Source organism: Tistrella arctica (assembly GCF_039630945.1).
GTDB lineage: Bacteria > Pseudomonadota > Alphaproteobacteria > Tistrellales > Tistrellaceae > Tistrella > Tistrella bauzanensis.
Map to the genome: position 1 here is coordinate 302543 of NZ_JBBKTV010000004.1, position 26505 is coordinate 329047.

The 26505-nt window shown below is 67.7% G+C and carries 24 protein-coding genes and 1 pseudogene; 16 read left to right on the forward strand and 9 right to left on the reverse strand.

The features are described from left to right. Window positions 1-151: 151 nt before the first annotated feature. Window positions 152-634, reverse strand: coding sequence for a hypothetical protein (locus tag WG924_RS10910; RefSeq protein WP_345933059.1), 483 nt, complete (start codon window positions 632-634; stop codon window positions 152-154). A 164-nt stretch (window positions 635-798) separates the two neighbouring features. Here WG924_RS10910 and WG924_RS10915 point away from each other — a divergent pair, with 164 nt between their 5' ends. The 5 genes from WG924_RS10915 to WG924_RS10935 all read left to right on the forward strand — a co-directional run bounded on the left by WG924_RS10915 (window position 799) and on the right by WG924_RS10935 (window position 5801). Next, the gene (locus WG924_RS10915; RefSeq protein WP_345933060.1) at window positions 799-1839 is read left to right on the forward strand and encodes a zinc-dependent alcohol dehydrogenase family protein; all 1041 of its coding nucleotides are present in this window, start codon (window positions 799-801) and stop codon (window positions 1837-1839) included. A 1-nt stretch (window position 1840) separates the two neighbouring features. Beyond that, the gene (locus WG924_RS10920; RefSeq protein ID WP_345933061.1) at window positions 1841-2329 is read left to right on the forward strand and encodes an SxtJ family membrane protein; all 489 of its coding nucleotides are present in this window, start codon (window positions 1841-1843) and stop codon (window positions 2327-2329) included. Window positions 2330-2352: 23 nt separating this feature from the next. After that, complete coding sequence (locus WG924_RS10925) at window positions 2353-4260, forward strand: carbamoyltransferase family protein (protein ID WP_345933062.1); 1908 nt, start codon at window positions 2353-2355, stop codon at window positions 4258-4260. Between the two features lie 147 nt (window positions 4261-4407). Next, window positions 4408-5439: a ribosome-inactivating family protein gene (locus WG924_RS10930; RefSeq protein WP_345933063.1), complete on the forward strand. Its 1032-nt coding sequence runs from the start codon at window positions 4408-4410 to the stop codon at window positions 5437-5439. 26 nt (window positions 5440-5465) lie between these two features. Then, entirely contained in the window at window positions 5466-5801 is a 336-nt protein-coding gene (locus WG924_RS10935) for a hypothetical protein (protein WP_345933064.1), read from the forward strand. A gap of 57 nt (window positions 5802-5858) precedes the next feature. Here the strand turns inward: WG924_RS10935 and WG924_RS10940 are convergent, their stop codons facing one another. The 5 genes from WG924_RS10940 to WG924_RS10960 all read right to left on the reverse strand — a co-directional run bounded on the left by WG924_RS10940 (window position 5859) and on the right by WG924_RS10960 (window position 10886). Further along, a complete protein-coding gene (locus WG924_RS10940; RefSeq protein WP_345933065.1) occupies window positions 5859-7232 on the reverse strand; it encodes an MBOAT family O-acyltransferase in 1374 nt (457 codons plus the stop codon). Window positions 7233-7248: 16 nt separating this feature from the next. Then, complete coding sequence (locus WG924_RS10945; protein WP_345933066.1) at window positions 7249-8238, reverse strand: SGNH/GDSL hydrolase family protein; 990 nt, start codon at window positions 8236-8238, stop codon at window positions 7249-7251. A gap of 33 nt (window positions 8239-8271) precedes the next feature. Next, window positions 8272-8424 (reverse strand): DUF5989 family protein, encoded by a 153-nt coding sequence (locus tag WG924_RS10950; RefSeq protein WP_345933067.1) that lies wholly within the window; start codon window positions 8422-8424, stop codon window positions 8272-8274. 120 nt (window positions 8425-8544) lie between these two features. Next, the gene (locus WG924_RS10955) at window positions 8545-9396 is read right to left on the reverse strand and encodes a universal stress protein (protein ID WP_345933068.1); all 852 of its coding nucleotides are present in this window, start codon (window positions 9394-9396) and stop codon (window positions 8545-8547) included. 11 nt (window positions 9397-9407) lie between these two features. After that, entirely contained in the window at window positions 9408-10886 is a 1479-nt protein-coding gene (locus WG924_RS10960) for a SulP family inorganic anion transporter (protein ID WP_345933247.1), read from the reverse strand. A gap of 488 nt (window positions 10887-11374) precedes the next feature. Between WG924_RS10960 and WG924_RS10965 the strand changes: the two genes are divergently transcribed. Continuing rightward, complete coding sequence (locus WG924_RS10965) at window positions 11375-12454, forward strand: glutamate cyclase domain-containing protein (RefSeq protein ID WP_345933069.1); 1080 nt, start codon at window positions 11375-11377, stop codon at window positions 12452-12454. A gap of 7 nt (window positions 12455-12461) precedes the next feature. Here WG924_RS10965 and WG924_RS10970 read toward each other — a convergent pair whose 3' ends face one another. Beyond that, entirely contained in the window at window positions 12462-13352 is an 891-nt protein-coding gene (locus WG924_RS10970; RefSeq protein ID WP_345933070.1) for a DMT family transporter, read from the reverse strand. Window positions 13353-13468: 116 nt separating this feature from the next. Then, entirely contained in the window at window positions 13469-14209 is a 741-nt protein-coding gene (gene phnF, locus WG924_RS10975; RefSeq protein ID WP_345933071.1) for a phosphonate metabolism transcriptional regulator PhnF, read from the reverse strand. A 263-nt stretch (window positions 14210-14472) separates the two neighbouring features. On the opposite strand from phnF, the gene WG924_RS10980 reads away from it, so the two are divergent. From WG924_RS10980 to WG924_RS11005, 6 genes are read left to right on the forward strand one after another with little or no spacing between them, the layout of a single operon-like run. Next, entirely contained in the window at window positions 14473-16044 is a 1572-nt protein-coding gene (locus WG924_RS10980; RefSeq protein WP_345933072.1) for an ABC transporter substrate-binding protein, read from the forward strand. Continuing rightward, the gene (locus tag WG924_RS10985) at window positions 16041-17633 is read left to right on the forward strand and encodes an alkaline phosphatase family protein (RefSeq protein WP_345933073.1); all 1593 of its coding nucleotides are present in this window, start codon (window positions 16041-16043) and stop codon (window positions 17631-17633) included. The genes WG924_RS10980 and WG924_RS10985 overlap by 4 nt, the downstream gene beginning before the upstream one ends. Continuing rightward, window positions 17630-18691, forward strand: a complete 1062-nt coding sequence (locus WG924_RS10990) for an ABC transporter ATP-binding protein (protein ID WP_345933074.1) — start codon at window positions 17630-17632, stop codon at window positions 18689-18691. Before WG924_RS10985 ends, WG924_RS10990 begins: the two co-directional genes overlap by 4 nt. 2 nt (window positions 18692-18693) lie before the next feature. Continuing rightward, window positions 18694-19758 carry an ABC transporter ATP-binding protein gene (locus WG924_RS10995; protein WP_372044700.1) on the forward strand — a complete coding sequence of 355 codons (1065 nt, stop codon included), beginning with the start codon at window positions 18694-18696 and terminating at the stop codon, window positions 19756-19758. Continuing rightward, entirely contained in the window at window positions 19755-20717 is a 963-nt protein-coding gene (locus WG924_RS11000; protein ID WP_345933076.1) for an ABC transporter permease, read from the forward strand. Before WG924_RS10995 ends, WG924_RS11000 begins: the two co-directional genes overlap by 4 nt. After that, window positions 20714-21613 carry an ABC transporter permease gene (locus tag WG924_RS11005; RefSeq protein WP_372044696.1) on the forward strand — a complete coding sequence of 300 codons (900 nt, stop codon included), beginning with the start codon at window positions 20714-20716 and terminating at the stop codon, window positions 21611-21613. The genes WG924_RS11000 and WG924_RS11005 overlap by 4 nt, the downstream gene beginning before the upstream one ends. On the opposite strand, the gene WG924_RS11010 is transcribed toward WG924_RS11005, so the two are convergent. Beyond that, on the reverse strand, window positions 21521-22273 hold the full coding sequence (locus tag WG924_RS11010; RefSeq protein WP_345933077.1) for a GntR family transcriptional regulator: 753 nt from the start codon (window positions 22271-22273) through the stop codon (window positions 21521-21523). The genes WG924_RS11005 and WG924_RS11010 overlap by 93 nt on opposite strands. Before the next feature lie 445 nt (window positions 22274-22718). Here WG924_RS11010 and aepX point away from each other — a divergent pair. The 4 genes and pseudogenes from aepX to WG924_RS11030 form a co-directional block, all read left to right on the forward strand. Continuing rightward, a pseudogene (gene aepX / locus WG924_RS11015) lies at window positions 22719-23621 on the forward strand (phosphoenolpyruvate mutase); the annotation flags it as partial. Between the two features lie 85 nt (window positions 23622-23706). Next, complete coding sequence (locus WG924_RS11020; protein WP_345933078.1) at window positions 23707-24978, forward strand: aminotransferase class I/II-fold pyridoxal phosphate-dependent enzyme; 1272 nt, start codon at window positions 23707-23709, stop codon at window positions 24976-24978. A 62-nt stretch (window positions 24979-25040) separates the two neighbouring features. Then, window positions 25041-25850, forward strand: coding sequence for a phosphocholine cytidylyltransferase family protein (locus WG924_RS11025; protein WP_345933079.1), 810 nt, complete (start codon window positions 25041-25043; stop codon window positions 25848-25850). 61 nt (window positions 25851-25911) lie between these two features. Continuing rightward, window positions 25912-26502, forward strand: a complete 591-nt coding sequence (locus WG924_RS11030; protein ID WP_188580776.1) for a CDP-alcohol phosphatidyltransferase family protein — start codon at window positions 25912-25914, stop codon at window positions 26500-26502. Window positions 26503-26505 lie beyond the last annotated feature (3 nt).

Below are 26505 nucleotides of genomic sequence, written 5' to 3' on the forward strand. Positions count from 1 at the left end.
ATAAGATAGAAAAACTCAGCGTCCCCGCAGCGCAGGGGCAAGCGCCGGCGTTGTCGACAAGGCGTGCGCGAAGAGCACGGCCCCGTTCACCACCCGGGGCAAGCGCATCAGCTTTGCCTTCGACGTCAGGCCGCTCGGCCAAGGCTAAAGCTCAGGGCAGCAACCCGGCCATGCCATGGCTGCCGGCCACGGCGCCCGCGACCGTGATCCAGGCCACCGCCATCAGCAGCCGGTGGGCGCGGGTGATCAGGCGGAAGACGCGGTCGGGCGCGGTCGCGGCCGCGCGGCGGAACCAGGCGTGGAGGAACAGCGGCTCAGCCACCAGCAGCACCACCGCGAACACCAGCCACAAAGCCACCATCGCGTGCATCCACCAGTATTGCGGATCGGCGAAGCGCCACCACGCATCCAGCCGCCAGGTCATATACAGCCCCGACAGCCCGGCCAGCACCACCGATATCCGCGCCTGAACCGAAAAGCGACCTTCCACCGCCTCGAACAGCGCCAGACGCTCGGCTGGCGCCGCGATACGCGCCACCGCCGGCAGCAGAACCAGGGTCACCAGCGTCAACCCGCCGATCCAGTGAACGATCGCCAGCACATGGATCGCGCGGGCCAGCATCATGTCGTCCATTGTCAGCCCCTTCGGCGGCGGCCATGTTCGTCCTGATATATGCATATTATCCGCATCTTCATCGATGCGCGACAGAATCTGAACGGCGCCACAGGGCGGGCACAGGGCGGGCGAAGATGCTATAGATACGGATCGATACCCTTCCCCAAGGATGCGCCCCCGCCATGCGTGCCGCCTGTTTCGAGACCTTCCAAGGCCCGGTCACCGTCACCACCCTGCCCGATCCGGCGCCGGCGCCCGATGGCGTGGTGATCCAGGTCGGCGCCACCGGGCTGTGCCGCAGCGACTGGCATGGCTGGATGGGCCATGATCCCGATATCCGGCTGCCGCATGTGCCGGGGCATGAACTGGCCGGCACTGTGGTCGCCGTGGGTCGCGATGTCCGGCGCTGGCGCGCGGGCCAGCGGGTGACGGTGCCGTTCGTGGGCGGCTGCGGCCATTGCGGCCAATGCGCGTCGGGCAATCATCAGGTCTGCGACAGTCAGTTTCAGCCCGGCTTCACCCATTGGGGCAGCTTCGCCGAGCATGTGGCGATCGGCTATGCCGATACCAATCTGGTGGCCCTGCCCGATGCGATCGACATGGTCACGGCCGCCAGCCTGGGCTGCCGCTTCGTCACCGCCTTTCGTGGCGTGGTCGATCAGGGCCGGCTGCGGGCGGGGGAACGGATCGCGGTTCATGGCTGCGGCGGCGTCGGGCTGTCGGCGATCATGATCGCGGTGGCCTGTGGCGCGCAGGTGATCGCCATCGACATCGACGCCGACAAGCTGGCCCTGGCCAGAAGTCTCGGCGCCGCCACGGTCATCGATGCGCGCGTCGAGGGCGATATACCGGCGGCGGTGCGCGCGGCATCGGATGGCGGGGTCGAGGTGTCGGTCGACGCGCTGGGCCACCCGGTCACCTGCGTCAATTCCATCCTGTCGCTGGCCAAACGCGGCCGCCATGTCCAGATCGGCCTGATGCTGGCCGATCAGGCCCGCCCGGCCATCCCCATGGACCGGGTGATCGCCCACGAGCTGGAAATTCTGGGCAGCCATGGCATGCAGGCCTTTCGTTATGCGCCGATGATGGCCATGATCGCCAGCGGCCGCCTGCGTCCCGACCGGCTGATCGGCGCCCGGGTGTCGCTGGACGACGGCGCCCGCCTGCTGCCGCAGATGGACCGTTTCGCCGGCACCGGCGTCACCATCATCGATCGGTTCTGACATGCCGGAACAGCCAGCAATACCAGACGGACCAACGATACCAGGGGGGCCAACGATACCAGGGGGGCCGACATCTGATGCACAGCCCGCCGCATCCGCCCCTGCCGGCCCCACGGATCGCGGCTTCGGGCTGGTGTTCACGGTGGTCTTTGCCGGGCTCGGCCTGATGCCGCTGCTGTCGGGGCGGATGCCGAACCCATGGCTGCTGGCCGCAGCCGCCGTCATCCTGGCGCTGGCGCTGTTGCGGCCGCGTGTGCTGGCGCCCGCCAACCGGCTGTGGATGGCCTTCGGGCGGGTGCTGCACCGGGTGATCAGCCCGGTGATGCTGGCGGTGATCTATTTCGGGATCATCACCCCCGGCGGCCTGATGCTGCGCCACGTCTTCCGCCGCAACAGCCTGCGCCTGGGGTTCCGATCCGGTGCCGCCAGCTATTGGGTGCGGCCCGATCCGACGGACGCTGCCCGCCACACCTTCCAAGACCAGTTCTGAACCGGACCGGGAACCCGCCGACCATGCGCATTCTGGGGCTTTCGGCCTTTTATCACGACAGCGCCGCCGCCCTGATCGAGGATGGCCGGATCATCGCCGCCGCGCAGGAGGAGCGCTTCAGCCGCCGGCGCCATGACGCCGCCTTCCCCGCCGCCGCCATCCGCTATTGCCTTGAGGATGCCGGCATCACCGCCAGCGGTGTCGACGCGGTGGTGTTCTACGACAAGCCCTTCGTGAAGTTCGAACGGCTGATCGAGACCTATCTGGCCTTCGCGCCGCGCGGTTTCCGGTCGTTCCGCACCGCGATGCCGGTCTGGCTGCGCGAGAAACTGTTTCAGAAGGACCAGATCGGCCGGGCGCTGAACGCCGTCGATCCCGGCTTCGGCGGCACCGGCCGGCTGCTGTTCTCGCGCCATCATCTCAGCCATGCCGCCTCGGCCTTCTATCCCTCGCCATTCGACGAGGCGGTGGTGCTGACCATGGACGGCGTGGGCGAATGGGCCACCACATCCGTCGCCATCGGCCGGGGCCGTGGCCTTCAGGTCTTGCGTGAGATCCATTTTCCGCATTCTTTGGGCCTGTTGTACTCGGCCGTCACCCAATATGCCGGCTTCCGGGTCAATTCCGGCGAATACAAGCTGATGGGGCTGGCGCCCTATGGCCAGCCGCGCCATGTCGACCAGATCATCGGCACGCTGATCGATCTGAAGCCCGACGGCTCGTTCCGGTTGAACATGGATTATTTCGACCACGCGACCGGGCTTGCCATGACCAACCGGCGCTTCCACGCCCTGTTCGGCCGGCCGGTGCGCGACCCCGAGGCACCGCTGCGCCGGTTTCATGCCGATCTGGCGGCCTCGGTTCAGGTGGTGCTGGAACGGGCGGTGGTGTCGCTGACACGGGCGCTCGCTGCCGAGACCGGCATTGCCAATCTGTGCCTGGCCGGCGGCGTGGCGCTGAACTGTGTGGCCAATGCCCGGCTTCGCGCCGAAAGCGGTTTCGCGAATGTCTGGGTACAGCCGGCAGCCGGCGATGCCGGCGGCGCGTTGGGGGCGGCACTGGCCGTGTGGCATCTTCAGGAAGGTGGCGCGCGGGTGATCCCCCCCGCCACATCCGCGCCCACATCCACCCCCGGCGACAACAGCCCGCGTGATGCCATGCGGGGCGCGTTTCTGGGGCCCGCCTTCGATCAGGCCCGGATCGAAGCCGATCTCACCCGGCTGGGCGCCCGCTTCACGGTGCTGGCCGATGACGCGCTGATCCCGGCCGTGGTGGCGTCGCTCACCCGTGGCGACGCCGTGGGCTGGTTCCAGGGCCGGATGGAATTCGGCCCGCGCGCGCTGGGCAACCGGTCGATCCTGGCCGATCCACGCGATCCGGCGATGCAGCGCCGCCTGAACCTTCAGATCAAGAACCGCGAGAGTTTCCGCCCCTTCGCGCCGGCGATCCTGGCCGATGCCGCCGCCGACTGGTTCACGCCCGGCGATGCCTCGCCCTATATGCTGTTCACGGCGACCCTGGCCCCGCATCGCCGCGGGGCTGCACCCGATGCGATCAGCGCCGCCGACGCGGCCGGCGATCCCGATAGCGCCCGCGATCCCGACGCGATCATCACCCCCCGGGCCGGCCCGCCCTCGCCCATTCCGGCGGTGATCCATCTGGACCATTCGGCCCGGCTGCAGACCGTCCATCCCGGCATTCACGGCCGGTTTCACGGCCTGCTCAGCGCCTTTGCCGCCGAAACCGGCTGCCCCGTCCTGGTCAATACCAGCTTCAATGTCCGGGGCGAGCCGGTGGTCTGCACGCCGGAAGACGCCTTCCGCTGCTTCATGGGCACCGGCATCGACACGCTGGCGATCGGCAACTGCCTGCTGACCAAGACCGATCAGGATCCGGCCCTGGCCGTCGCCCGGCAGTTCGCGCCGGATTGATCGACAGGTCGCCAAGGGTTCCACCCACCTTCGGATGGCGCCATGCGGGGACCGCCCGTCAGCCTGACGCGGGGGCACATTTTAGTTGTTATTTGTTCAAAATTATATACACAATGTGGCTTATATAGAACATAACGGAGCGAGCATATGAGCCCGGGATTCCGTCATGGACTGCTTGCGTTGTGGATCATCACCCTTGGAGCCCTGTCCCCAGGCCTCGCGCGGGCCGATATACCAGACACGTTCGAAATTGAGTTGCCCGTTCTCTCGGACAGCGGTGGCCGTCAGGCGAGCACCTATGCGGCAGGCATTCAAACCATCCGCCGACTCTTCGGCCGGCCGGTCCGAGCGGACATCGCGGAACTCTATGGCACGCGGTACACGTTGATGTATCTGCGGCAGCGAGGGGAGGGTCGGGTCGGTATTCTGATCGATCAGAGCAATCTGTATGCTGTGGCATATTATGTAGAAGATCAGAACACCCTATATCACGCCCAGGATTTCACCATCAATAACACCAACATCCATCTGCTGCCGCCACTGCTTCAGACCGCGACCATCGTGCCATTCCGCATGACAACCCACTATAACGACCTGGAACGTCACGCAAGACAACGGCGCGATCAGATCGAATACGATGTTCAAACACTCAATAACATCTATACCGATCTCCATGATTTGACCGACCCTAATGACCATCTGCAAACTGTCGCCCGCGCCTTCCTGCGTGTGGCCACGGCCTTTATGGAGGCCGCGCGGTTCAGAGAGACGGAACCCGGGGCGATCCAGTACGGCATCGAGCAGGCATTGCGCCGGAACGGCAACTACCGCATGGACACCACGGCGATGCGCCTGACCAACACATGGGCGGCGGCCGCGACCCTTGTGCGCGAGGACGCCGGAGCGACCGCCCCCTATCGATATGCGTTTCAGGGCGGCAGCGAGGGGCAGGTGAGCTGGACCACGGTCTACAATGCCTTGCAAAGCCTGGCATTGATGATCGCGATCAATCAGATCCGCTGCGGAAACGGGCGGGAAAAGCGCGATGCGACGATGCCGTCAGGTGTCGGCGAAACCTATTGTTTCACGCCGCCACGGGCCGCGACCCTGATCGAGACACGGGCCCTGCCGGCCCTGGTGGCGTCGATGAACGCCGCCACCTTCAACGCCCTTCACTGACACTCAGACGAATGGAGCGGAAGCAGATGATGCGCCGACATGTTTTTGGCCTGGCTATTTTTCTGGCGGCGACAGTCGCGGGCCAGACCGCCTGGGCGACCTTGTGCAAAGAGAACGTCTATATCACGCAACTCGGTGTCGGAACCCGCGACGGAACCGATTCCAACAGCGATATCGCCTTCGACCTCAGCGACGGCAGCCGGATGTATCTGGACACGTCCTACAATGCCAATGATGCGGTCGGTCGCGTTCTGTATTCGCAACTCGTGACGGCATACACGCTGAAAGTCCCGGTCAACATCTACGACAATCACGGCTCGCGTTGCGATGATGTGAGTGAGGTCTGGTTGATGCGGTTCTGACGGCCGCCAGAGCCGTTTCATGGCGGCATGGCACGATCGGAACGATGGAAGGCGGCGTCAGAAGTCGAAATAATAGAAGGTCTGCGGCCGGCCGGCGGCGATCATCGAACAGCCGATGACCACCACCAGCAGCACCGGCAGGGCCAGCGCCGCCGGCACCCGGGCCACGGCTGACCGCACACGGTCGATGGTGTCGAGCGGATGCAGCACCAGGGTGATCGCGATCAGCCCGGCGATCAGCGGCGCCTGGGCGGGGATCATGCCCGGCCCGTGACCACCGAAGGCCGAGGTCAGCACCACCAGCGCCGTATCGATCGATGGCGCGCGGAAAAAGGTGGTCAGCAGCACCCAGACCACGAGAAGCAGCATGATGCACAGCGCGCGGGACAGTCCGCGCTGGCGTCCGGCCCATTGGGCATAGCCGCTGGCGCTTTCGGCCGCCATGATCACCCCCTGGATCAGCCCCCACAGCACGAATGTCCAGTCGGCGCCGTGCCACAGGCCCGATATCACCATGGTCATCACGATCGCCGCCTGACGGGCATGGCGATAGAACCGCTTGTGCAGCGGCTTGAACACGTAATCGCGCAGCCAGAAGCTCAGCGTCATATGCCAGCGCCGCCACAGCTCGCTCATCGATGTGGCCATATAGGGCTTGTGGAAATTCTCAGGGAAGCGCACCCCGAACATGCCGGCCAGGGCGATCGCCATGTCGGAATAGGCGCTGAAATCGCAATAGATCTGGATCGAGAAGCCAGTCATCGTGAGCCAGGCCTGGATCGTGCCCATGCCGGCGCCGTCGGTCATGCCGGCATAGCTTGCATCCACCCAGGTCCCGATCGGATCGGCGATCAGCACCTTCTTCAGCATGCCCACCGCGAACAGGCCCAGATTGGCGGTGAATCCGGCCCGATCCAGCCGGATCCGATTCAATTGCGGCAGGATCTGGCCGATGCGCAGGATCGGCCCGGCGATCAGATGCGGAAAGAAGGTGATATAGACCGCGGTCTCCATGAAATTGGGCGCAGGCTGCCCCGGCCGGCGGGCGGTATCCACCAGCAGGCTGATGATGGTGAAGGTCACGAACGACACCCCCAGCGGCAGCGTCCAGTGCAGCCGCGGCAGGGGCTGGTTCAGCACCGCTTCCAGCGAGGTCAGCATGAAATCGGCGTATTTGAACAGGGCCAGCGGCAGCAGCGCCAACGGCACCAGCAGCGGCAGCAGCCCCGGCCGGCGCCGCACCAGCAGCCCCGCCACCCAGGTCGCGATCACGAACCCCAGGATCACGACCGTATAGGGCGGATACCACCAGCCATAGAAGATCAGGCTGGCCAGGAACACATAGCCGGGCACCATCGGGCGCGGGCAGATCGCGAGCCCGCCCGCGAACAGCGCCAGGAAGATCAGGAAACTGGGCAGTTGAAACAGCATCGCCGGGCCGGGCCTGTCAGCGCGCCGTATCGGCGACCGGCGTCACCAGATGCGGCACAAGCTGATCGGCGATCCGGCCATAAGCGGCGCCGTTGAAGTGGACGTCACCGGCCGCGACCCAGAAATCGGCCGCAGTCTCGCCCCGGAAGGACGCCAGCAGATCGACGAAGGTCCAGCCATGGGCGCGGACAGCGTCTTCCATGATCCTGGTCATAAACTCGAACTCATAGTCCACGAAATCATTGGGATCCGGCACTTGCGCCAGGATCACCCGCTGGCCCCGGGCAACCGCATCGGCCGCCAGCCGGTCCAGCGCCCGATCCATCGCCTCGCGTCCCGGCCCGCCGCTCCAGGCCTCGCGATAGGCGGCCACAAGATCCTCGCGGCCGGTCTTGCCGCTGCCGGCCTGCCGGATGAAGGTCACCGCCAGCGCCGCGAGTTCGCTATTGCGCACCAGCCAGCCGGCATTGTCGGGCATCTGCGGTTCCGCCGACCGCACCGTCGGCAACAGGATCACGGTTTTCACCGGAATGGCGCCAGCCGGATAGGCGCTCAACCGGTCTTCCATACGCAACCACAGGGCGATGCTCTGCGACAGGGTCATGTTGCCGACACCGGTCGTCAGAACCTGCCATCGGGCATCGGGTGCCGCCGCATCCAGCTTGGCCGCCAACTGGCCGCGCAGGGTGTCCGCCTCCTCGACCCCCCAGCCCATGGCATAGCTGTCGCCCACGATCACCACCGCCGGCCGGTCGGGATCGGGTTCAGGCCCGCGCATGCCCAGGCTGTTGATCGAGACATCCACCCCCTGCAGGCGCGCGCTCCGCCCCGGCCGGTGCTCATGGCCGATGGCGGGATCGTCGCTGCGCTGCTTCAGCAGATTGGCATAGCGCCACATCTCGATGACGTAGTTCTTCTGGTTGGCGGTGCCCAGGCGCACCAGCCCCTCGCCCGCCAGACAGCCCAGAACGATGCCGGCCAAGACCAGCAGTACCGACCGCATCATCCGGCCCCTCCCTTATCCCGGACACCGGCCCGATCAGAACACGGCATAGACGAAGGGCGCCCAGGCCGTCCCCTGCGCCACCACGAACACCACCGCGAACACCAGCAGCACCAGCACGAACGGGATCAGCACCATGCGGGACCGCCTGGAGAACAGAAACCGGAACAGTTCCGAAAGAAACGCCATATGACCCGCCAGAGATAACCGCCAGACACAAACACCAGAGACAACGGCCGCGACACTATCAGCCCCGCGCGTTCCAGACCAGTCACAGACGCATGTCGCCGTCACAGACGCATATCGGCGTCACCGGAACAGCATCACCGGCACCAGACATGACCGCACCATCTCGGCCGTGGTGCTGCCGATGATCAGGGTGCGGATGCGCGAATGGCCATAGGCGCCCATCACCAGCAGATCGATGCCACGGGTCGCCACATGATCGGCGATCACCGCATCCGCCTCGCCGGCCAGGATGTCGGCGGTGACCGCGTAATCATGCTGGCGCAGGGTCTGGACGGCATTGTCGAAGCGGGCGCGGGCATCGCTGGTGGGGTTGCCCACCATCAGAAGGTGGCAGTCCAGACCGGTGAACAGTTTACCGTGGGCGATGTGCTCCACGGCCTTCATCGCGCTGGTACCGCCATCGAAGGCGATCAGGAAGCGGTTGACCGGCCGGAAGGCGCGGGCGGCCACCAGCACCGGCCGCCGCGCCGCCCGCACCACCCGTTCCAGGTTCGATCCCAGATGCAGACGGGCGAAATCGGCGGCCTCGCCGCGCTTGCCGATCAGGATCAGGTCGGTGTCGGGCTCCACCTCGGCCACCGCCTCGATCAGGTCGCCGCCGCGCAGCCGGGGCGTGACCTCGGCGATGCCGGCCGCCTTCAGCCGTGCCACCGCCTGATCGACCACCGCCCGGCCCAGCGTGCGGGCCACCCGCGCCGTCTTCTCGTCCAGCTCCGCCAGTTCGGCCAGCAGGATCTCGCGGGCGTCCATGGTCAGGCTGCCGCTCAGATTGGCGCGGCCGCCGGCCTCGCGCCGCCCCAGCACATGCATGACGTCGACAGAGGCACCGGTGCGCGCGGCCACCCAGGCCGCATGGTCGCAGACGCTGTCGGCATAAACCGACCCGTCGATCAGGGCGAGCAGCCTGGTCATGATCATCCTCCTCAATGCCCCATCAGGCGCTCCATGGCGCCGGGCTTATCGTGGATCGCCAGCCGGTCGACGATGGTCTCGCTGGCGGCATTCAGGCCGATGATCTCGACCTCGGTGGCTTCGCGCCTGAATTTGAGCACGATCATGTCGAGCGCGGCCACACTTGATATGTCCCAGATATGCGCGCGGCTGACATCGATCACCACCCGGTCCAGCGCCTCGCGCACGTCGAAGGCAGCGGCGAAATCCTCGGCGGAGGCAAAGAACACCTGACCTTCAACCACATAGGTGCGGGTGGTGCCGTCATCCGACAGGGTCGAGGTCACGCGGAACAGTTGTGCGATCTTCCAGGCGAAGAAGATGCCCGACAGCAGCACGCCGATCAGCACCCCGATCGCCAGATTATGGGTGGCGACCACCGTGATCACGGTTGCCAGCATCACGATGCTGGAGCTTCGCGGATGGCTGCGCAGATGGCCGATCGAGGCCCAGCTAAAGGTGCCGATCGAGACCATGATCATGATCGCGACCAGCGCCGCCATCGGGATCAGGCGCACCCAATCACCCAGCACCACGATCAGGAACAGCAGAAAGACCCCGGCGCAGAAGCAGGACAGCCGGCCCCGGCCGCCGGATTTCACGTTGATCACCGACTGACCGATCATGGCGCAGCCGGCCATGCCGCCCATGAAGCCGGTGACCGTGTTGGCCAGGCCCTGGCCGATGCATTCGCGGTTGCGGTCGCTGCGGGTGTCGGTCAACTCGTCGACGATGGTGGCGGTCATCAGGCTTTCAAGCAGCCCCACCGCCGCCACCGCCGCCGAATAGGGCAGGATGATCAGCAGGGTCTCGATGGTCAGCGGGATGTCGGGCAGCAGGAACACCGGCAGGGTCGAGGGCAGCTCGCCCATATCGCCCACGGTGCGCAGATCCAGCCCCAGAGCCAGTGACACCGCGGTCAGCACCAGAATGCAGATCAGCGGCGACGGCACCGCCCGGGTCAGGCGCGGAAACAGATAGATGATCGCCAGTCCCGCCGCCACCATCACATAGGTCAGATGCGGCACGCCGATCAGCTCAGGCAATTGCGCCATGAAGATCAGGATCGCGAGGGCGTTGACGAAGCCGGTCATCACCGATTTCGACACGAAGCGCATCACATAACCCAGCTTCAGCAGCCCGGCCACGATCTGGATCAGCCCGGCCAACACGGTCGCCGCCAGCAGATATTGCAGGCCATGATCGCGGACCAGCGTCACCATCAGCACGGCGGTCGCGGCGGTCGCGGCCGAAATCATCCCCGGCCGGCCGCCGGCAATGGCGGTGATCACCGCGATCGAGAACGAGGCATAGAGCCCGATCTTGGGATCGACCCCGGCGATGATCGAAAACGCGATCGCCTCGGGGATCAAGGCCAGGGCGACGACGAGGCCCGACAGAACATCGCCACGGATGTTGCCGAGCCATTCGGACCGGGTCCGACGGAACAGGGTGGTGGACAAGCACAGGATCTCCGGACGAGCCCCGATCAGCACACGCCACCCGCACCCGACCTGGCAGGCCGGCGGCGGTGTCGACAACGGATGATCGGGTAAATTTTTCTGGGCCGCGGGGGATGAAGACAGACGGTCTGCGGGCATGACGACCGGCAGGCGACACCGGGCTGAAACAGCGGGGCGGAACCGGTCAGGGGATCAGTCATGCGGCGACGGTCGGGATCTACATCGGCTTGGGTCGCACTTTCTGGCGAGACAATCGGCAACAGGCGGCAATGCTGCGATGCAGCAGGCCTATCGATACAGCCAGACAGGCGGGGATGCAAGCCTTCAGCGCCACTGTCGCATCGGGCCATACGGGCATGCCGACGCTTTGACGGCGTTCACTGCGTCCAACACGGCACGGATACATTCTCCAGAATGACGGATTGAATATGATTTTACAGTATATCTTTTTGAAATCGATCCACAGGAGGCGTGTCATGGCCAATGGTTACTTCCAGTACATGAACTATTTCCCTGAGCCCGCGGTTCTTCAGCACCGGCTGGGGCACCTGCTCGATACTCTGATGACGCTGGATCTGAACCTTGTCGGCAAGATCACGCGGCTTCATGACGCGGCGGCACGGGCGGCGGATGGCGCATCGCTGACCGTGCCGGCGGCGGCGGCCCTGCTTGGGCGGTTGCGGCCGGGCGATCATGTCGTCTTCGTCACCGGCTGCGCGGTCCGGCCCGGGCTGGTGCCCTGGCTGGGGGAGCCGGACGGCCCCTGCGGGGTCGCGGCCCTGGCGCGGGCGCTGTATCTGGCGACGGGTGCGGTGTCGACCGTGGTCATTGCCACGCCGCTCGCACCCCAGGCGCAGGCGGCCTTGCGCGGCGCCGGCGCCACGCTGGTCGACCACCAGATGCTGGATGCCGTGGCCGCCCAGCCACGGGTGACCTTCTGTGCGACGGTGCAGCCGTTTTCACCCGATACCGATCACGGCCCGGCGATGGTCGCGCTGGTCGACCGTCTGCGCCCGGCGGCGGTGCTGTCGGTGGAACATCTGGGGCGGGCATCCGACGGACAGGCCTATTTCTCGACCGGCGTGCCGTTTCCCGGCGACGTCCTGCGATCGGACCCGCTGTTCGGGCGGGCGGCGGCGCACGGCGCGCTGCTGCTGAGCTGCCTCGACAACGCCAACGAGGCCGGAACCGCCGCCCTGCACGACCCGGCCCATGATCATTTCCCGCCCATCGCCCGCGCCTTCGATCATGTCCTGCCCGGCACCACCGCCAACTGGGCGGCCTATGCGCTGACCGCGGCACTGGCCGCCCTGGCCGGACGGCCCGATGCCACGGTCGATGGCCGGTTCGACATGAACGGCGTCACCGCCACCCTCGCCGCCGGCGCCATCGACCCGTTCGGCGGCTTCGCCGACCCGGAGGCGGGCACCGACACGATCGAGGGCCATTATCACGGGCTGGTCGTCGACCTGATGGCGCGCGCGGCCCATGGCTTCATCGATGCCCGCCGCTTCACCGACAGCCGGCCCACCGACAGCCAGGGCGCCAGGGCCTGAAACGCCGTCACCGCCGCCGTGGCAACCCCCGCGCCGGCCATGGCAGATGCGGCACGACCAGCGCCAGAACCACAAGGCCGATTCCGGCCACGGCCCGTGGTTCCGGCGCCTCGCCGAAGGCCACCGCCGCGATGCCCAGCGCAAAGACCGGTTTCAGGCATTCGACCGGCGCGGCATTGGCCAGCGGCGCCAGACGATAGGCCACGGCGGCGAGCCCGACCGCCAGAAACGTCACCACCCCCGCCGCCAGCGGCAGGGCCACCGCGACGGCCTGCGGCCCGGCCAGAACCGGCCAGGATGTGACGCACATCATCACCGCCGAGGCGATGCCGACATGGGCCAGCGACACCATGGTCGATGCGGTGGTCATCGCCGCGCGCCCCATGGCGCGGGTGGTGAGCACCATCAGCACCGTCGAGACGAAGCTGACGCCAAGGGCTGCGACCGCAAGACCGGCGTCGTCGCCATCCGGCAGCGACGGCATCAGGGCAAGGACCGTGCCGCCCAGCGCCAGCAGGCCCGCCATGCGCCGCGCGGGCGGCAGGGGTTCGGCGAAGATCACCGCGCCGATCGCCGCCGCCGTCAGCGGCGCCGCCAGATTGACCGCATAGACCACGCCCAGATCGAGCCGCGCCACGGCGGCGAAGGTGCCGAAGATCGATCCGAAGCAGAACACCGCCCGCGCCAGGACCAGGGGTTGGGCGAAGCTCGGTCGCAGCGACGGCGACAGGGCGGCCACGACCCAGACCAGCACGGATGGCAGGCCCAGCCCCACCCCCATGATCACCAGCGTGCCGGCATCGGCCACCCTGACCAGGGCACCGCTGGCGGCGACGAGCAGCGCCGACAGGGCCATCGCCATCTCGGCCGTGGATGTGGCGGTTGTATGAAGACGCATGACAGTTCCTGTCATCATTCATGTCGGAATGATGACAGTCTGCGCGCGCGCCGCGTGATATCGGAGCCTGCATTCGCGCATATATCGAAGGATGCGCCACCGACCCCCGCCGCCGCTCAGATCAACTGCATATCCTCGCCCACGAACAACTGGACGCGGTCGGCCGCGAAGCGGGCGATGGTGTAGTCGACCGGTATGCCCGCCGCATCGACCTTGACCGTCTCGGCGATCAGGATCGGCTGGGTCAGCGCCTGCTGAAGATGGCGGGCCTCGTCGTCGCCGGGCAGGCGGGCGGTGATCCGGGTCGCCCTGCGGGTGATCTCGCCCAGGGCGAAGCGGTCATAGACATCGCTGATACAGTCGAAGCCCGAAACCATGCGCGCGGCATCGGGCAGGCGCGCGGCCGGCAGATGGTGGCGGGTCAGTGAAATCGGCACCGTGTCGGCGAAGCCCAGGGTCTCGAAGAACACCACCCCCACGCCCGGATCGACCGACAGCCATTCGGCGATCTCGATGCTCGCCGGAATTTCGGCGGCACGGATGATCCGGGCCGTGGGCCGCAGGTTCTGCTTCAGCAGATTGGTGCCGAACCGGCTGCTGCGGCCGATTTCATACAGCACCGGATGTTCCTGCACAAAGGCGCCGCGCCCCTTCTCGATCCGGATCAGCCCCTTGCGCTGCAATTCCGCCAGGGCCCGGCGCAGGGTGCCCCGGTTCACCCCGAACATCTGCGACAGGGCATTCTCCGACGGCAGCCGTTCGCCCGGCTTCAGGCTTCGCCGCTCGATCTCGCGCATCAGGCTCAACTCGATCTGGCGCCAGCGCGGCACGGTGTCGTCGGCATCGTGGCGATACATCAGCTCCGGATTCCTTCCTCTCGACCGCGCCCCGCAGCACCCGCCCCTGGCGCCAATATCGGCGTCGGCGGAAAACACGGCCGGCGGTCATCAAACTTACATCGTTCGCCGACATACTCCGCATCACATCCTGATCACATGTCTATACAGGCAACCCGACAGCCGCAAGACGAAAAATCACCGAACACTGGCACCACAGGTCGAGCACCCCCGAATGCGGCGGGGCTCAGGAAACGACGCCCATGAACATTGGAGAGCGGTTCATGACACTGTCCCGACGGACATATCTCAAGGGCATGAGCGCCGCCATGGCGGCCGGCCTTGTGACCACCCCGTTCGCGGGCGTGTCCCGCGCCGCCGCCGCCGGCGGCCGGCTGGTGATCGCGGTGCAGGACAATCCGCCGCAGCTCGACCCGCTGCGCCTGACCACCAATGTGGCCTTCCGGGTGCTTGAGAACATCTATGACCGGCCGCTGGGACAGAGCGCCGATGCATCGGGCGTCGCCCGCGCCGGGCTTGCCGAAAAGGCCCGGCGCATCGACCCGACCACCTTCGAGATCACGCTGCGCGAGGGCGTGGTCTTCCACGACGGCAGCCCGCTTTCCGCCGAGGATGTCGCCTTCACCTTCGGCCCTGCGCGCATGAACACCGATGGCGCGCCCGGTGCCGCCATCGGCCGGCAGTTCTTCGGTGTGCTCGACCGGGTGGAGGCGGTCGACGACCGCCGGGTGCGGTTCGTGACCCGCGCAGCCGACCCGTTGTTCGAGGCACGCCTGTCGGGCTGGGCCGCACAGGTCATCAGCCGGCGGGCGTTCCAGGCAGTGGACGGCGACTGGGACCGCTGGGCGCTTTCCCCCGTCGGCACCGGCCCCTATAAGGTCGCGGAGGTGCGCACCGGCAGCGTGATCCGCCTGAAAGCCCATGACGCCTATTGGGGCGGCCGGCCGGCCTTCGACGAGATCGAGTTCCGGGTGGTGCCCGAGGCGTCGGCGCGGGTGAACGGCCTTGCCGCCGGCGACTGGCGGCTGGCGACCGAGCTTGGCACCGATCAGATCCCGCTGGTGGAACGCCGCGGCGGGCTTGAGGTCACCGGCGGCCCGATCGCCAACACCCGGGTGCTGAATTACGGCACCCGCGCCGGCGGGCCGCTGGCCGATGTCAGGGTGCGCCGCGCGCTGGGCCTCGCCATCGACCGTAAACTGATCGTGGATCAGTTGTTCGCCGGCCGGGTCGACGTGCCGCAAGGCTATCAGTGGCCGGCCTATGGCGAGATGTTCGTGGCCGATGCCGCCGCCCCCGCCTATGCGCCGGAAGAGGCCCGGCGGCTGCTGAAAGAGGCCGGCTATGACGGCGCGCCCATCCCCTATCGCACCCAGGTGAATTATTACACCGCCGAATTGCAGACCGCCCAGGTTCTGGTCGAGATGTGGCGCGCGGTGGGGCTGACGGTCGACCTGAACATCGTCGAGAACTGGAATCAGGTCTTCGCCAAGCCCGCGAACGCGATCTTCAACGGCTCGATCAACATGGTGCTGCCCGATGTCATGGGGTCGCTGTGGCCGCTTTATGGCCCGAACGGCTTCATTCAGCGTCAGGTCGGTGCCTGGCAGAACGATGAATTCGACGCGCTCGGCGCCGAGCTTGCCACATTGATGGACCGCGACGCCCGTCTGGCCGCGCATCGCCGGGTGCTCGACCTCTTCGGCCATGACGATCCGCCGGGCACGGTGCTGCATGCCAGCGGCATCTTCTATGGCAAGGACAAGGCGCTCGACTGGCGGGCATCGGGCACGCCGGCCATGTATTTCGGCCCGGCCACGGGCGGGCGCGCATGACCGGCGCGACGGGCGGCATGGGTCCGCGCAACACCCAGCTTCCCAATGTGCTGCTCGTCGTGGTCGACCAGTGGCGCGGCGACTGGATGCCGGCGGATGGCGGTGGCCCAAGGCCGCCGCGTCTGCCGGCGCTGGAACGGCTGATGCGCGAGGGCACCACCTTCCGCCGCCATTATGCCCAGGCGACGCCCTGCGGCCCGTCGCGCGCCTCGCTGCTGACCGGCATGTATGCCATGAACCACCGGGTGGTGCAGAACCGGGTGCCGATGGCCGGCCATATCACCAATCTGGGCCAGGAGGTCCGCAGCACTGGCCATATGCCGGCGCTGGTGGGCTATACCTCGTGGATGCCCGATCCGCGCATGACCCCGGCGGGCGATCCGCGCTATCGCATGCTGGGCGCCAACATGCCCGGCTGGACGGTGCTGGCCAGCCTTGAAGAGCCTGATTTCGAGCAGTATTTCGGCCATCTGCGCCGCAATGGCGTGGATCTGCCCGAAGACCCGTTCGACATCTGGCGGCCGGAGGACGGCATCGCCTCGCAGCCCGCGGCCGCGGTGCCGCGACAGCTATCCGACACCGCCTGGGCGACCGATGCGGCGCTCGACCACATCACAGCCCGCCGCCGGCAGCCCTGGTTCCTGCATCTGGGCTATTGGCGGCCGCATCCGCCGTTTCTGGCGCCCGCCCCCTATGACCGGCTGCATGCGCCCGACCGCCTGCCGGCGCCGGTGGCCCGCGATGCCGCCGGTGCCCATGCCGGCTGTGCCAGCGCCCACCCCTATCAGAGATGGCTGGCCGCCACGACACGGGCCTGCGATTTCGTTCAGGGTGCGCCGGGGCTTGCCGCCGACCTCGACGACGTGGCGGTGATGCGGCTGCGCGGCCAGTATGCCGGGTTGATGACCGAGATCGACGACCATCTGGGCCGGGTGCTCGACCATCTGGACCGGACCGGCGAGATCGACCGCACGCTGATCGTTTTCACCAGCGATCATGGCGAGATGCTGGGCGACCACCGGCTGTTCGGCAAGCTGACCCATCATGACGCGGTCTTTCACGTGCCCCTGGTGGTGCGCGATCCACGGGCGCCCTGCGATGCGCGCGGCCGGGTGGTCGATGCGTTCACCGAAAGCGTGGACCTGATGCCCACCATCCTCGACTGGCTGGATCTGCCGGTGCCCATGCAATGCGATGGCGCCAGCCTGCTGGCGTTCTGCCGGGGCGAGACCGTGGCGGGCTGGCGCGATGCCGCCCATTTCGAGTTCGACTTCAGCGATCCGGTGACCTCTGCGGCGGAACGGGCACTCGGTCTCTCGTCGGATCTGTGCGGTCTGGCGGTGCTGCGCGGCCAGCGGTTCAAATATGTCCATTTCGCCGGGCTGCCGCCGCTGCTGTTCGACATGGTGGCCGATCCGCATGAACGCCGCGATCTGGCCGGCGATCCCGATTACGCGGCGGTGGTGCTCGATTGCGCGCAACGCCTGCTGTCGTGGCGCATCGCCCATGCCGATCGCAGCCTCACCCGCTATCGCGGCAGTCCCGATGGTCTCACCATCGACGGCCGCCTCATCGGAACCGGCTCATGACCGACCCTCTTCTCAGCCTTGAAGGCTTCACCGTTATCTTTGACAGCGCGGGCGGTGCCGCACCCGCCGTCGCCGGCATCGACCTTGCGGTCGGGCGTGGCGAAACCCTGGGCATCGTCGGCGAAAGCGGCAGCGGCAAAAGCGTCACCTGGCTGGCGGCACTCGGCCTGCTGGGCGCGCATGCGCGGACCGGCGGCCGGGTGCGGCTCGACGGCCGCGACGTCAGCCGGCTCGATCCCGCCGCCGCCGCCGCGATCCGCGGCCGGCGCATCGCGATGATCTTTCAGGATCCGATGAGCGCGCTCAACCCCGTGCTCAGCATCGGCCGCCAGATCCGCGAGGTGCTGGCCCTGCATCGCGGCCTGCGCGGCCGCGCCGCGCGCGACGAGGCCTGCCGCCTGCTCGACCGGGTGGGCATCGCCACCCCGGCGGCGCGGCTCGGCGCCTATCCGCATGAACTCTCGGGCGGCATGTGCCAGCGGGTGATGATCGCCATGGCGCTGGCCGGCGAACCCGACCTGCTGATCGCCGATGAACCCACAACCGCGCTCGATGCCACCATTCAGGCCCAGATCCTGGATCTGCTGGCGGATCTGCGCGACGAACGCGGCATGTCGCTGGTGCTGATCAGCCATGACCTTGGCGTGGTCGCCGATCTGGCCGACCGGATCGCGGTGATGTATTGCGGCCGGGTGGTCGAAACCGCGCCCACCGATGCCCTGTTCCGGCACCAGCGCCACCCCTATACCGCCGGGCTGATGGCGGCGGTGCCCCGGCTGCATGGCCCGCGCCGGCGGCTGGTGGCCATTCCCGGCCAGATACCGGCGGCGGGGGCGGCCGGCGCCGGCGCCGCCCGGCGGGGTTGTGTCTTCGCGCCGCGCTGCGCCCAGGCCGACGCCGCCGCCGGATGCGCCGACAGCATGCCGCCGCTGGCGCCGGTCGGCATCGATCGGCGCGACACCGACCCACTCGGGGCCGGGCATCTGGTCGCCTGTTTCAAGGCAACCGCCCGCCCCCAGATCCACCGCCAGCCGATGCTGTGGGAGATGGCCGGATGACCATCGACGCTCCCTTCGTGGCCGTCGACGACCTCGCCTGCCATTTCCGCGGCCGCGCGACCGGCCTGCCGCTGCCGTTTCTGCGGCGCCCGGCGCCGACGGTGGCGCCGGTCGACGGCGTCAGCTTCCAGATCCCGCGCGGCGGCACGCTGGGCCTTGTCGGTGAAAGCGGCTGCGGCAAATCGACCACCGCCCGCGCGGTGCTGGGCCTGACCCCGATCACCCGTGGCCGGGTCACCGTCGACGGCCAGCCGGTGCCGCGCCGGCGCGATGCCGCCTGGCGCCATGCCCGCCGCCGGATGCAGATGGTCTATCAGGACACGCTGGGCGCGCTGGACCCGCGCCTGCCGGTCCTGGCCCAGTTGCGCGAACCGCTCGACATCCACCGGATCGGCGACAGCCGCGACCGCTGCGACCGGGCGCTCGCCCTGCTGCGCGAGGTGGGGCTGGATGGCGCCGTCGCCCGCCGCCGGCCGCAGGAACTCTCGGGCGGCCAGCGCCAGCGCGTGGTGCTGGCGCGGGCGCTGATCCTGGATCCGGCGTTTCTGGTCTGCGACGAGCCGGTCTCGGCGCTGGATGTCTCGGTGCAGGCGCAGGTGTTGAACCTGCTCGACGATCTGCGCCAGACGCGCGGGCTGACCACCCTGTTCATCAGCCACGATCTGAAGGTGGTGCGTCAGGTGTCGGACCGGGTGGCGGTGATGTATCTGGGCCGGATCGTCGAACAGGGGCCGGTGGACATGGTGCTGCACCAGCCTTCGCACCCCTATAGCCGGGCGCTGGTCGCTTCGGTGGCCGGCCGGCGCGATGCGGCCGGCCTGGCCAGCGGCCGGGTGCGGCTGGCCGGCGATCCGCCCGATCCGGCGCGCCGGCCGCAAGGCTGCGCCTTCCATCCCCGCTGCCCGCTCGCGACCGGTCTGTGCCGGACCACCCCGCCGCCGATGCGCCCGGCGGGCGCCGGGCGCATGGTCGCCTGCCATCTGGTCGCGGAGACCGGAAGCACCGCCGCCGTCATCCCCGGCGACCTCGACACCCGGCCGCTGGCCGCATCCGGAGGCCGGCGATGACCGGGTTCGTGGTCTCACGCCTGCTCAGGGCCGTGCTCACCCTGTTGCTGATCGTCAGCCTCGCCTTCGTCGTGCTCAGGGCCTCGGGCGATCCGGCGCTGCTGATCCTGTCGGTCGATGCCCCGGCCGAGGCGATCGAGGCCTTCCGCAAGGCCTGGGGCCTGGACCAGCCGCTATGGCTGCAATACCTGCACTATCTGCGCGCGGTGGCGACCGGCGATCTCGGCCAGTCGATGCTCGACGGCCGGCCGGCGGTGGATGTGGTGTTCGAACGCATCCCGGCGACGCTGATGATCACGGTGCCGGCGCTGGTGATGAAGCTGGCGATCGGCCTGCCGGCCGGTATCCATGCGGCACTGCACCGCGATGCCGCCGGCGACCGGGTGACCATGGCGGCGGCGATGATCGGCCATGCCATGCCGAGCTTCGTCTTCGCCCTGCTGCTGGTGCTGGTGTTCTCGGTGGAACTGGGCTGGCTGCCCTCGGCCGGATCGGGGGCCGGGTCTGGAGACTGGCGCCATGCGGTGATGCCGGTCATCACCCTTGGCATCGCCGGCGCCGCGGCGGTGGCGCGGTTCAGCCGTTCGGCGATGATCGAGGTGCTGGGCCGGCCCTATATCCGCACCGCATCGGCCAAGGGTCTGGTCTGGCGGCGGGTGGTGCGCGATCACGCCCTGCCCAATGCCGCGATCCCCACCGTCACCCTGCTGGGCTTCCTGCTGGGCGGGTTGATCGCGGGCGCGGTGGTGGTGGAAACCGTGTTCGCCTGGCCCGGCATCGGGCGGCTGATGGTGACGGCGGTGGCGAACCGCGATCTGGCCGTGGTCCAGACCATCCTGCTGCTGGCCGGCGCCACCATGGTTGCCGCCAATCTCGCGATCGATCTGGCCTATGGCTGGCTCGATCCGCGCATTCGCAGGGCCGGCGGCGCCGGCAGCCTGATCGAGGATCCGTCATGACCACTGCCCCCGATCTGCCCGCGCGCGCCGGCAGCGCCCCAACCCTTCGGCGCCGGCGGCGGTGGCCGCGATTGAAGGCCGGGCGCCTGCTGATCTGGTTCTCGGCGGGCTGGCTGGCGCTGATGCTGATGGCGGCGCTGGGCGCCGATTATCTGGCGCCCTATGCCTATGACGCGCTCGACCTGCGCCAGCGGCTGGCGCCGCCGGCGGGGCTGGGCGGCGGCATGCTCCATCCGCTCGGCACCGACGATCTGGGGCGCGACATGCTCTCGCGGCTTCTGGTCTCGATCCGGATCAGCCTGACCATCGCCTTCGCCTCGACGGCGATCGCCATGGTGATCGGCACGACCGCGGGCTTTCTGGCCGCGCATTTCCGCGGCTGGATCGAACAGGCGCTGCTGGTTCTGATCGACCTGCAGGCGGCGATCCCGTTCATGATCTTCGCGCTGGCGGTGCTCGCCTTCTTCGGCAACGACCTGCTGCTGTTCGTGGTGCTGATGGGCTTCCATGGCTGGGAGAAAATCGCCCGCATCGCGCGCGGTCTGGCGCTTTCAGCCGGGGGCCAGGGTTATGTCGCGGCGGCGGGCGATCTGGGCGCCGGACCGGTGCGGATCTATCTGCGTCATGTGCTGCCCAACATGGCGGGCACGCTGATCGTGTCGGCCACGCTCAACTTTCCCGAAATCATGCTGATCGAAAGCGGGTTGTCGTTTCTGGGGCTCGGCGTGCAGCCGCCGCTGGCCAGCCTTGGCAACATGGTGGGCTATGGCCGCGACTATCTGGAAGTCGCGCCCTGGATTCCGCTACTTCCCGCACTGGTCATCGTAACGACCGCGCTCGCGGTCGGCCTTCTGGGAGATCTGCTGCGCGACCGGCTGGATGCGCCCCTCGCCTGACCCGGCATCGGCGTGCCCGCCATCGACACGATATGCGCGCAGGATGCGACGACTGATCAGCGCCGGCAGCCGCTCGGCAAAGCCGGCGTAGTAATCCTCGATCACCACCGACCGGTGGGCGCCGGTCGCAGGCGGCACCGCCTCGATCGCGGCGGCGAAGCGCTGCATGGCGTCGACGGCGGCGTCATCCTCGCCGTCCAGCACCCGCAACAGATGCAGATGCCCCTGGATCGCCCGCAGGATCAGCCCCGCCTGAAGACCCACGACGGGGGTGAGCAGGCCATCGAGCGCCGCTTCCATCCGCGCGACCGCGGCATGACCGGGATCGGTCTCGGTGGGCGGCGGAATGATCAGCGCGTCGCCGCGCAGGCGGTTGCGCAGGGTGAACTCCACCAGCGCCTGTTCGGTCCTGAGGAAACCCAGCAGGTCGGCTTCCCGGATGTCGTTGGTGAAGAAGCCGCGGCTGGGCACCAGTTGCACCATGCCTTCGGCCCACAGCCGGAACAGGGCTTCCCGGACAGGCGTGTTGCTGACCCGCGCTGTGTCGGCGATATCGGTGATCGAGAGTTTCTGATTGGGCACCACCGGATCACGAATGAGCCAGTTGCGCAACCGTAGGTAGATCCCCTGGGGGTCGGTATCGTGAGGGCTGTCGCTCATGGTGTTTACAATCGTGGACAAGGGGGCGAGCGATCCGGTCGGCAGCCGTCGGATTCTCCGAAAATACAACCACAAGGTGCATCTCGGTATCACAAACGATATCTCTGTATGCTGACCCATCGCTTAAGGATAGACGTTTCCATTCAGAGATATATCTGTCAATGACGGAAATATGACAAATCTGAACATTTTTAAATAAAAGGGGCGCCGCCGTGGCGATTTTCCGAGCAGAGAATACAACTCACAATTCTCATTATTTCAGTTGAATTACGGTTTTATGAATATATTGCATCGTACATTCCGCAATATATCGTTCCGTGCTCCGGAATACATATCGATGCGCGTACAGGGAATAACATCTAAGAATATCAATCACCGATTTCATGACAGTTATGTGAACATCTTCATCGTTCCCTGATCGATGGAGGACGACATGCCCCTTGACATGCACGCCGACAGCCACCGGCCCGCCAGCCCCGCGACCCGATCCCGCGCATTCCGCGAACTGCTGTCATCGCCCGACCTGACCTTTCTGATGGAGGCGCATAACGCGCTCTCCGCCCGTATCGTCGAGGAGGCGGGTTTTCCCGCCATCTGGGCATCGGGGTTGTCGGTCGCCACCGCGCTTGGCCTGCGCGATGCCAACGAGGCATCGTGGACCCAGGTTCTGGACGTGGTGGAATTCATGGCCGACGCCACCCGCGTCCCGATCCTGATCGATGGCGACACCGGCTATGGCAACTTCAACAATGTCCGCCGGCTGGTGCGCAAGCTGGGCACGATCGGCGTGGCGGCCGTCTGCCTGGAAGACAAGCTGTTCCCGAAGATGAACTCGTTCGTCGGCGAGCGTCAGCCGCTGGCCGATGTGGCCGAGTTCTGCGGCCGCATCGCCGCCGGCTGCGACGCCCGCCTCGACGACAATTTCTCGATCGTGGCCAGGGTCGAGGCGCTGATCGCCGGCCACGGCATGGACGAGGCGCTGCGCCGCGCCGAGGCCTATCACCGCGCGGGCGCCGACGCGATCCTCATTCATTCCAAACGCGCCGAGCCCGATGAGATCCTGGGTTTCGCGCAGCGCTGGGGCAACCGGGCGCCGGTGGTGATCGTGCCCACGAAATACTACCGCACCCCGGCCGCGGCCTATCGCGGCGCCGGCATTTCCACCGTGATCTGGGCCAACCACAACATGCGCGCGTCGATCAGCGCCATGAGCCGCCTGTGCCGGCGGGTCCGCGACGACGAGGCGATCGCCGGTGTCGAGGACGAGATCGCCACGCTGGATCAGGTGTTCGCCATGCTCGATTACGACGAGCTGGCCCAGGCGGAAGGCGTCTATCTGCCCGCCACCTGATCCGGCCCGCCACCTGATCCGCCCCCCACCTGATCCGGCCGCTCATCCCGCGCGTCCACCAACATCGTCAAGGACCATGGCCATGACGCTCGCAGACAGCCCCGCTCTCACGCAGGACCGGGCAACCGCCGGCAGCCGGCCGCAGCGCCAGCCGCTCGCCGGCAGAACGGCACTGGTATCGGCATCGGAGACCGCGCGGATGCGGACGCTGGGCCGCGAGCTTGCCGCGGCCGGCCGGCGGATCGCCAATATGGCGGCCGGCGAACTGGACACACCCCTGGCGGCGCCGGTGCGGCGGGCGGCGATCGCCGCGATCGAGGCCGGGCACAACCGCTATACCGACACATCCGGCCTGCCGGACCTCAGATCCGCGATCGCCGGGCTGGTGGCGGAGAAGACCGGCCTTGCCTGGACCCCGGCCGGCATATCGGTGACCGCCGGCGCCAAGCAGGCGCTGTTCAACGCCGCCATGACCCTGATCGACCCCGGCTGCGAGGTGCTGATCCCCTGCCCTTATTGGACGACCTTCCCCACCCAGATCCGCATCGCCGGTGGCAGACCGGTGGCGCTCGACACCACCGCCACCGGTTATCTGCCCACACCCGCCATGATCCGGGCCGCGATCACCCCGGCCACCCGCATGATCGTGCTCAACACGCCCAACAACCCGACCGGCCGGGTCTATGACGCCGGTCTTCTCGACCAGATCGCCACGATCGCGCGGGACCATGATCTGTGGATCCTGTTCGACGAATGCTATGGCGCGCTGGTGCCGGCACCGGCGGTGCATATCAACCTGCTGCGGCTGCGCCCCGATCTGCGCGACCGCGTGGTTCTGGTCGACAGCTTCTCGAAAAGCTGCGCGATGACCGGCTGGCGCATCGGCTATCTGGCGGCGCCCGAGCCGGTGATCAGGGCCGCCAGCGCCTTTCAGAGCCACACCGCATCCAACCCCAACGTCATCGCCCAGCATGCGGTTCTGGCGGCGCTGACCACCGGCCGCGCCGAGCTTGATGCCTTTCAGGCCGATATCCGCACCCTGCTGGCGGCCAACCGGGCGCTGGCGCTCGACATCCTGGCGGGGCTCGATCGCGTGCCGGTCCGGCCGGGCGAGGGCGGGTTCTATCTCTATCTCGACCTCGGCCGCCTGATCGGCCGGCGGTTCGCCGATGGCAGCCCGGTCACCGATGCCGATGCGGTGGCCGAACGGCTGCTCGGCGAGGCCGGCGTCGCCTCGGTGCCCGGCGGCGCCTTCGGCGACCCACGCGGCCTGCGCCTGTCCTATGCGATCGATGGCGACGATCTCGCGACAGGCCTGCGCGCCCTGGTGGCGACATTGAACCGCATCGCCTGATCCCTCCATCGCCCGATCCATCCCTTGCCCGATCCCTTCACAGCCTGCCGAAAGCACCCGCCATGACCTTGACCGCCACCCCGATCAACGGCGCGCCGCGCGGCCCCACCCGCGCCGTCATCCTGGCCGCCGGCCTGGGCTCGCGCCTGCGCCCCTATACCGACAGCATCCCTAAGCCGCTGGTGCCGGTGGCCGGCCGGCCGATGCTGATCAACGCTCTGGACTGCCTGCACGCGGCCGGTGTGCGCGAGGTGGTGATCGTCACCGGCTATCGTGGCGAGCAGGTGCGCGCCGCCGCCCTGGCGCATGGCCGGCGCCTCGACAATGACAATGGCCAACGGCTCGATATCCGCTTCGTCGACGCGCCGGATTACAGCGCCAGCAACAACAGCGTCTCGCTCTGGCAGGCGCGCGCGCATCTCGATCGCGACCTGTTCCTGATCGAGGGCGATGTGATGTTCGACCGGCACCTGCTGCCCCGTCTGATCGCGGCCGGCCCCGGCAGCGTCACGGCGGTGGCGCCGTTCCTGCCGCCGATGTCGGGCTCCACGGTCGCGATCGACCATGCGTCGCGGGTGCTGGGCTTCCGCACCCGGATGCGGGCGGGCGAGCCCGGCACCGGCCGCCTGCTGAAAACCATCAACATCCACCTGCTGCGACAGGATTTCCTGCAACAGCAACTGGTGCCGGCGCTGGCGGCATCGGTCGCGGGCGGCCATGTGACCGCCTATGTCGAGGAGGTGATGGATCAGGCGCTCACCCGCGGCATGGCCGGCCTGCGGGCGGTGTCGTGCCAGGATCTGCCATGGTTCGAGGTCGACGACGCCGGCGATCTGGAGACGGCCAACCAACTGTTCCGCGACGTCGCCTAGCGCAGATCCCCGAACGGCTGCCGCCACCCGACCACCCACCACGCCACAGGAGGCCCGATCCATGATCCGTGCGCTTCTCGACCTGCCCAATCTGATCACGCTCACCGGGCTGGCGCTGGCCATCGGCGGGTTCGCGGCCCTGCTGTCGGGCGCGCCGGCGGTGGCGATCGTCTGCCTGCTGTGGGCGCTGCTCGCCGACCATTTCGACGGGCTGGTGGCGCGGCGGATGGCGAACCGCGCCGCCGACATGCCGCAGATCGGCAAGCAGCTCGACAGCCTGACCGACATGGTCACCGGCGGCGCGTTTCCGGCGGTGCTGCTGCTTCAGGCCAGCGGCAGCGCGCCCTGGGCGATCGCCATCGGCATCGCCCATGCGGTCGCGGTCGCGGTGCGCCTGGGCTGGTTCACCGTCCACGGGCTGGATGGCGGCCGGTTCCACGGCGTGCCGATGACCTGGAACCTGCCGGTGGTGGCGATCATCCATCTGGCCACCGGCGGTGCAGCACCGCTGTTTCCGGTCGCGCTGGCAGCCGCCCTGGCGATCCTGGCCGTGCTGCATCTGGCGCCGGTCAGGGTGCCGCCGATCGGCGGGGTGATGTATCTGGTCGTCACGGCCTTCGTTGCCGCCACGACCGTGTTTCTGATCGGCTGATCC

Coding starts and splice junctions, on each gene's coding strand:
- WG924_RS10910 (WP_345933059.1), bottom strand. CDS start 634: ATGGACGACATGATGCTGGCCCGCGCGATCCATGTGCTGGCGATCGTT.
- WG924_RS10915 (WP_345933060.1), top strand. CDS start 799: ATGCGTGCCGCCTGTTTCGAGACCTTCCAAGGCCCGGTCACCGTCACC.
- WG924_RS10920 (WP_345933061.1), top strand. CDS start 1,841: ATGCCGGAACAGCCAGCAATACCAGACGGACCAACGATACCAGGGGGG.
- WG924_RS10925 (WP_345933062.1), top strand. CDS start 2,353: ATGCGCATTCTGGGGCTTTCGGCCTTTTATCACGACAGCGCCGCCGCC.
- WG924_RS10930 (WP_345933063.1), top strand. CDS start 4,408: ATGAGCCCGGGATTCCGTCATGGACTGCTTGCGTTGTGGATCATCACC.
- WG924_RS10935 (WP_345933064.1), top strand. CDS start 5,466: ATGATGCGCCGACATGTTTTTGGCCTGGCTATTTTTCTGGCGGCGACA.
- WG924_RS10940 (WP_345933065.1), bottom strand. CDS start 7,232: ATGCTGTTTCAACTGCCCAGTTTCCTGATCTTCCTGGCGCTGTTCGCG.
- WG924_RS10945 (WP_345933066.1), bottom strand. CDS start 8,238: ATGATGCGGTCGGTACTGCTGGTCTTGGCCGGCATCGTTCTGGGCTGT.
- WG924_RS10950 (WP_345933067.1), bottom strand. CDS start 8,424: ATGGCGTTTCTTTCGGAACTGTTCCGGTTTCTGTTCTCCAGGCGGTCC.
- WG924_RS10955 (WP_345933068.1), bottom strand. CDS start 9,396: ATGACCAGGCTGCTCGCCCTGATCGACGGGTCGGTTTATGCCGACAGC.
- WG924_RS10965 (WP_345933069.1), top strand. CDS start 11,375: ATGGCCAATGGTTACTTCCAGTACATGAACTATTTCCCTGAGCCCGCG.
- WG924_RS10970 (WP_345933070.1), bottom strand. CDS start 13,352: ATGCGTCTTCATACAACCGCCACATCCACGGCCGAGATGGCGATGGCC.
- phnF (WP_345933071.1), bottom strand. CDS start 14,209: ATGTATCGCCACGATGCCGACGACACCGTGCCGCGCTGGCGCCAGATC.
- WG924_RS10980 (WP_345933072.1), top strand. CDS start 14,473: ATGACACTGTCCCGACGGACATATCTCAAGGGCATGAGCGCCGCCATG.
- WG924_RS10985 (WP_345933073.1), top strand. CDS start 16,041: ATGACCGGCGCGACGGGCGGCATGGGTCCGCGCAACACCCAGCTTCCC.
- WG924_RS10990 (WP_345933074.1), top strand. CDS start 17,630: ATGACCGACCCTCTTCTCAGCCTTGAAGGCTTCACCGTTATCTTTGAC.
- WG924_RS11000 (WP_345933076.1), top strand. CDS start 19,755: ATGACCGGGTTCGTGGTCTCACGCCTGCTCAGGGCCGTGCTCACCCTG.
- WG924_RS11005 (WP_372044696.1), top strand. CDS start 20,714: ATGACCACTGCCCCCGATCTGCCCGCGCGCGCCGGCAGCGCCCCAACC.
- WG924_RS11010 (WP_345933077.1), bottom strand. CDS start 22,273: ATGAGCGACAGCCCTCACGATACCGACCCCCAGGGGATCTACCTACGG.
- WG924_RS11020 (WP_345933078.1), top strand. CDS start 23,707: ATGACGCTCGCAGACAGCCCCGCTCTCACGCAGGACCGGGCAACCGCC.
- WG924_RS11025 (WP_345933079.1), top strand. CDS start 25,041: ATGACCTTGACCGCCACCCCGATCAACGGCGCGCCGCGCGGCCCCACC.
- WG924_RS11030 (WP_188580776.1), top strand. CDS start 25,912: ATGATCCGTGCGCTTCTCGACCTGCCCAATCTGATCACGCTCACCGGG.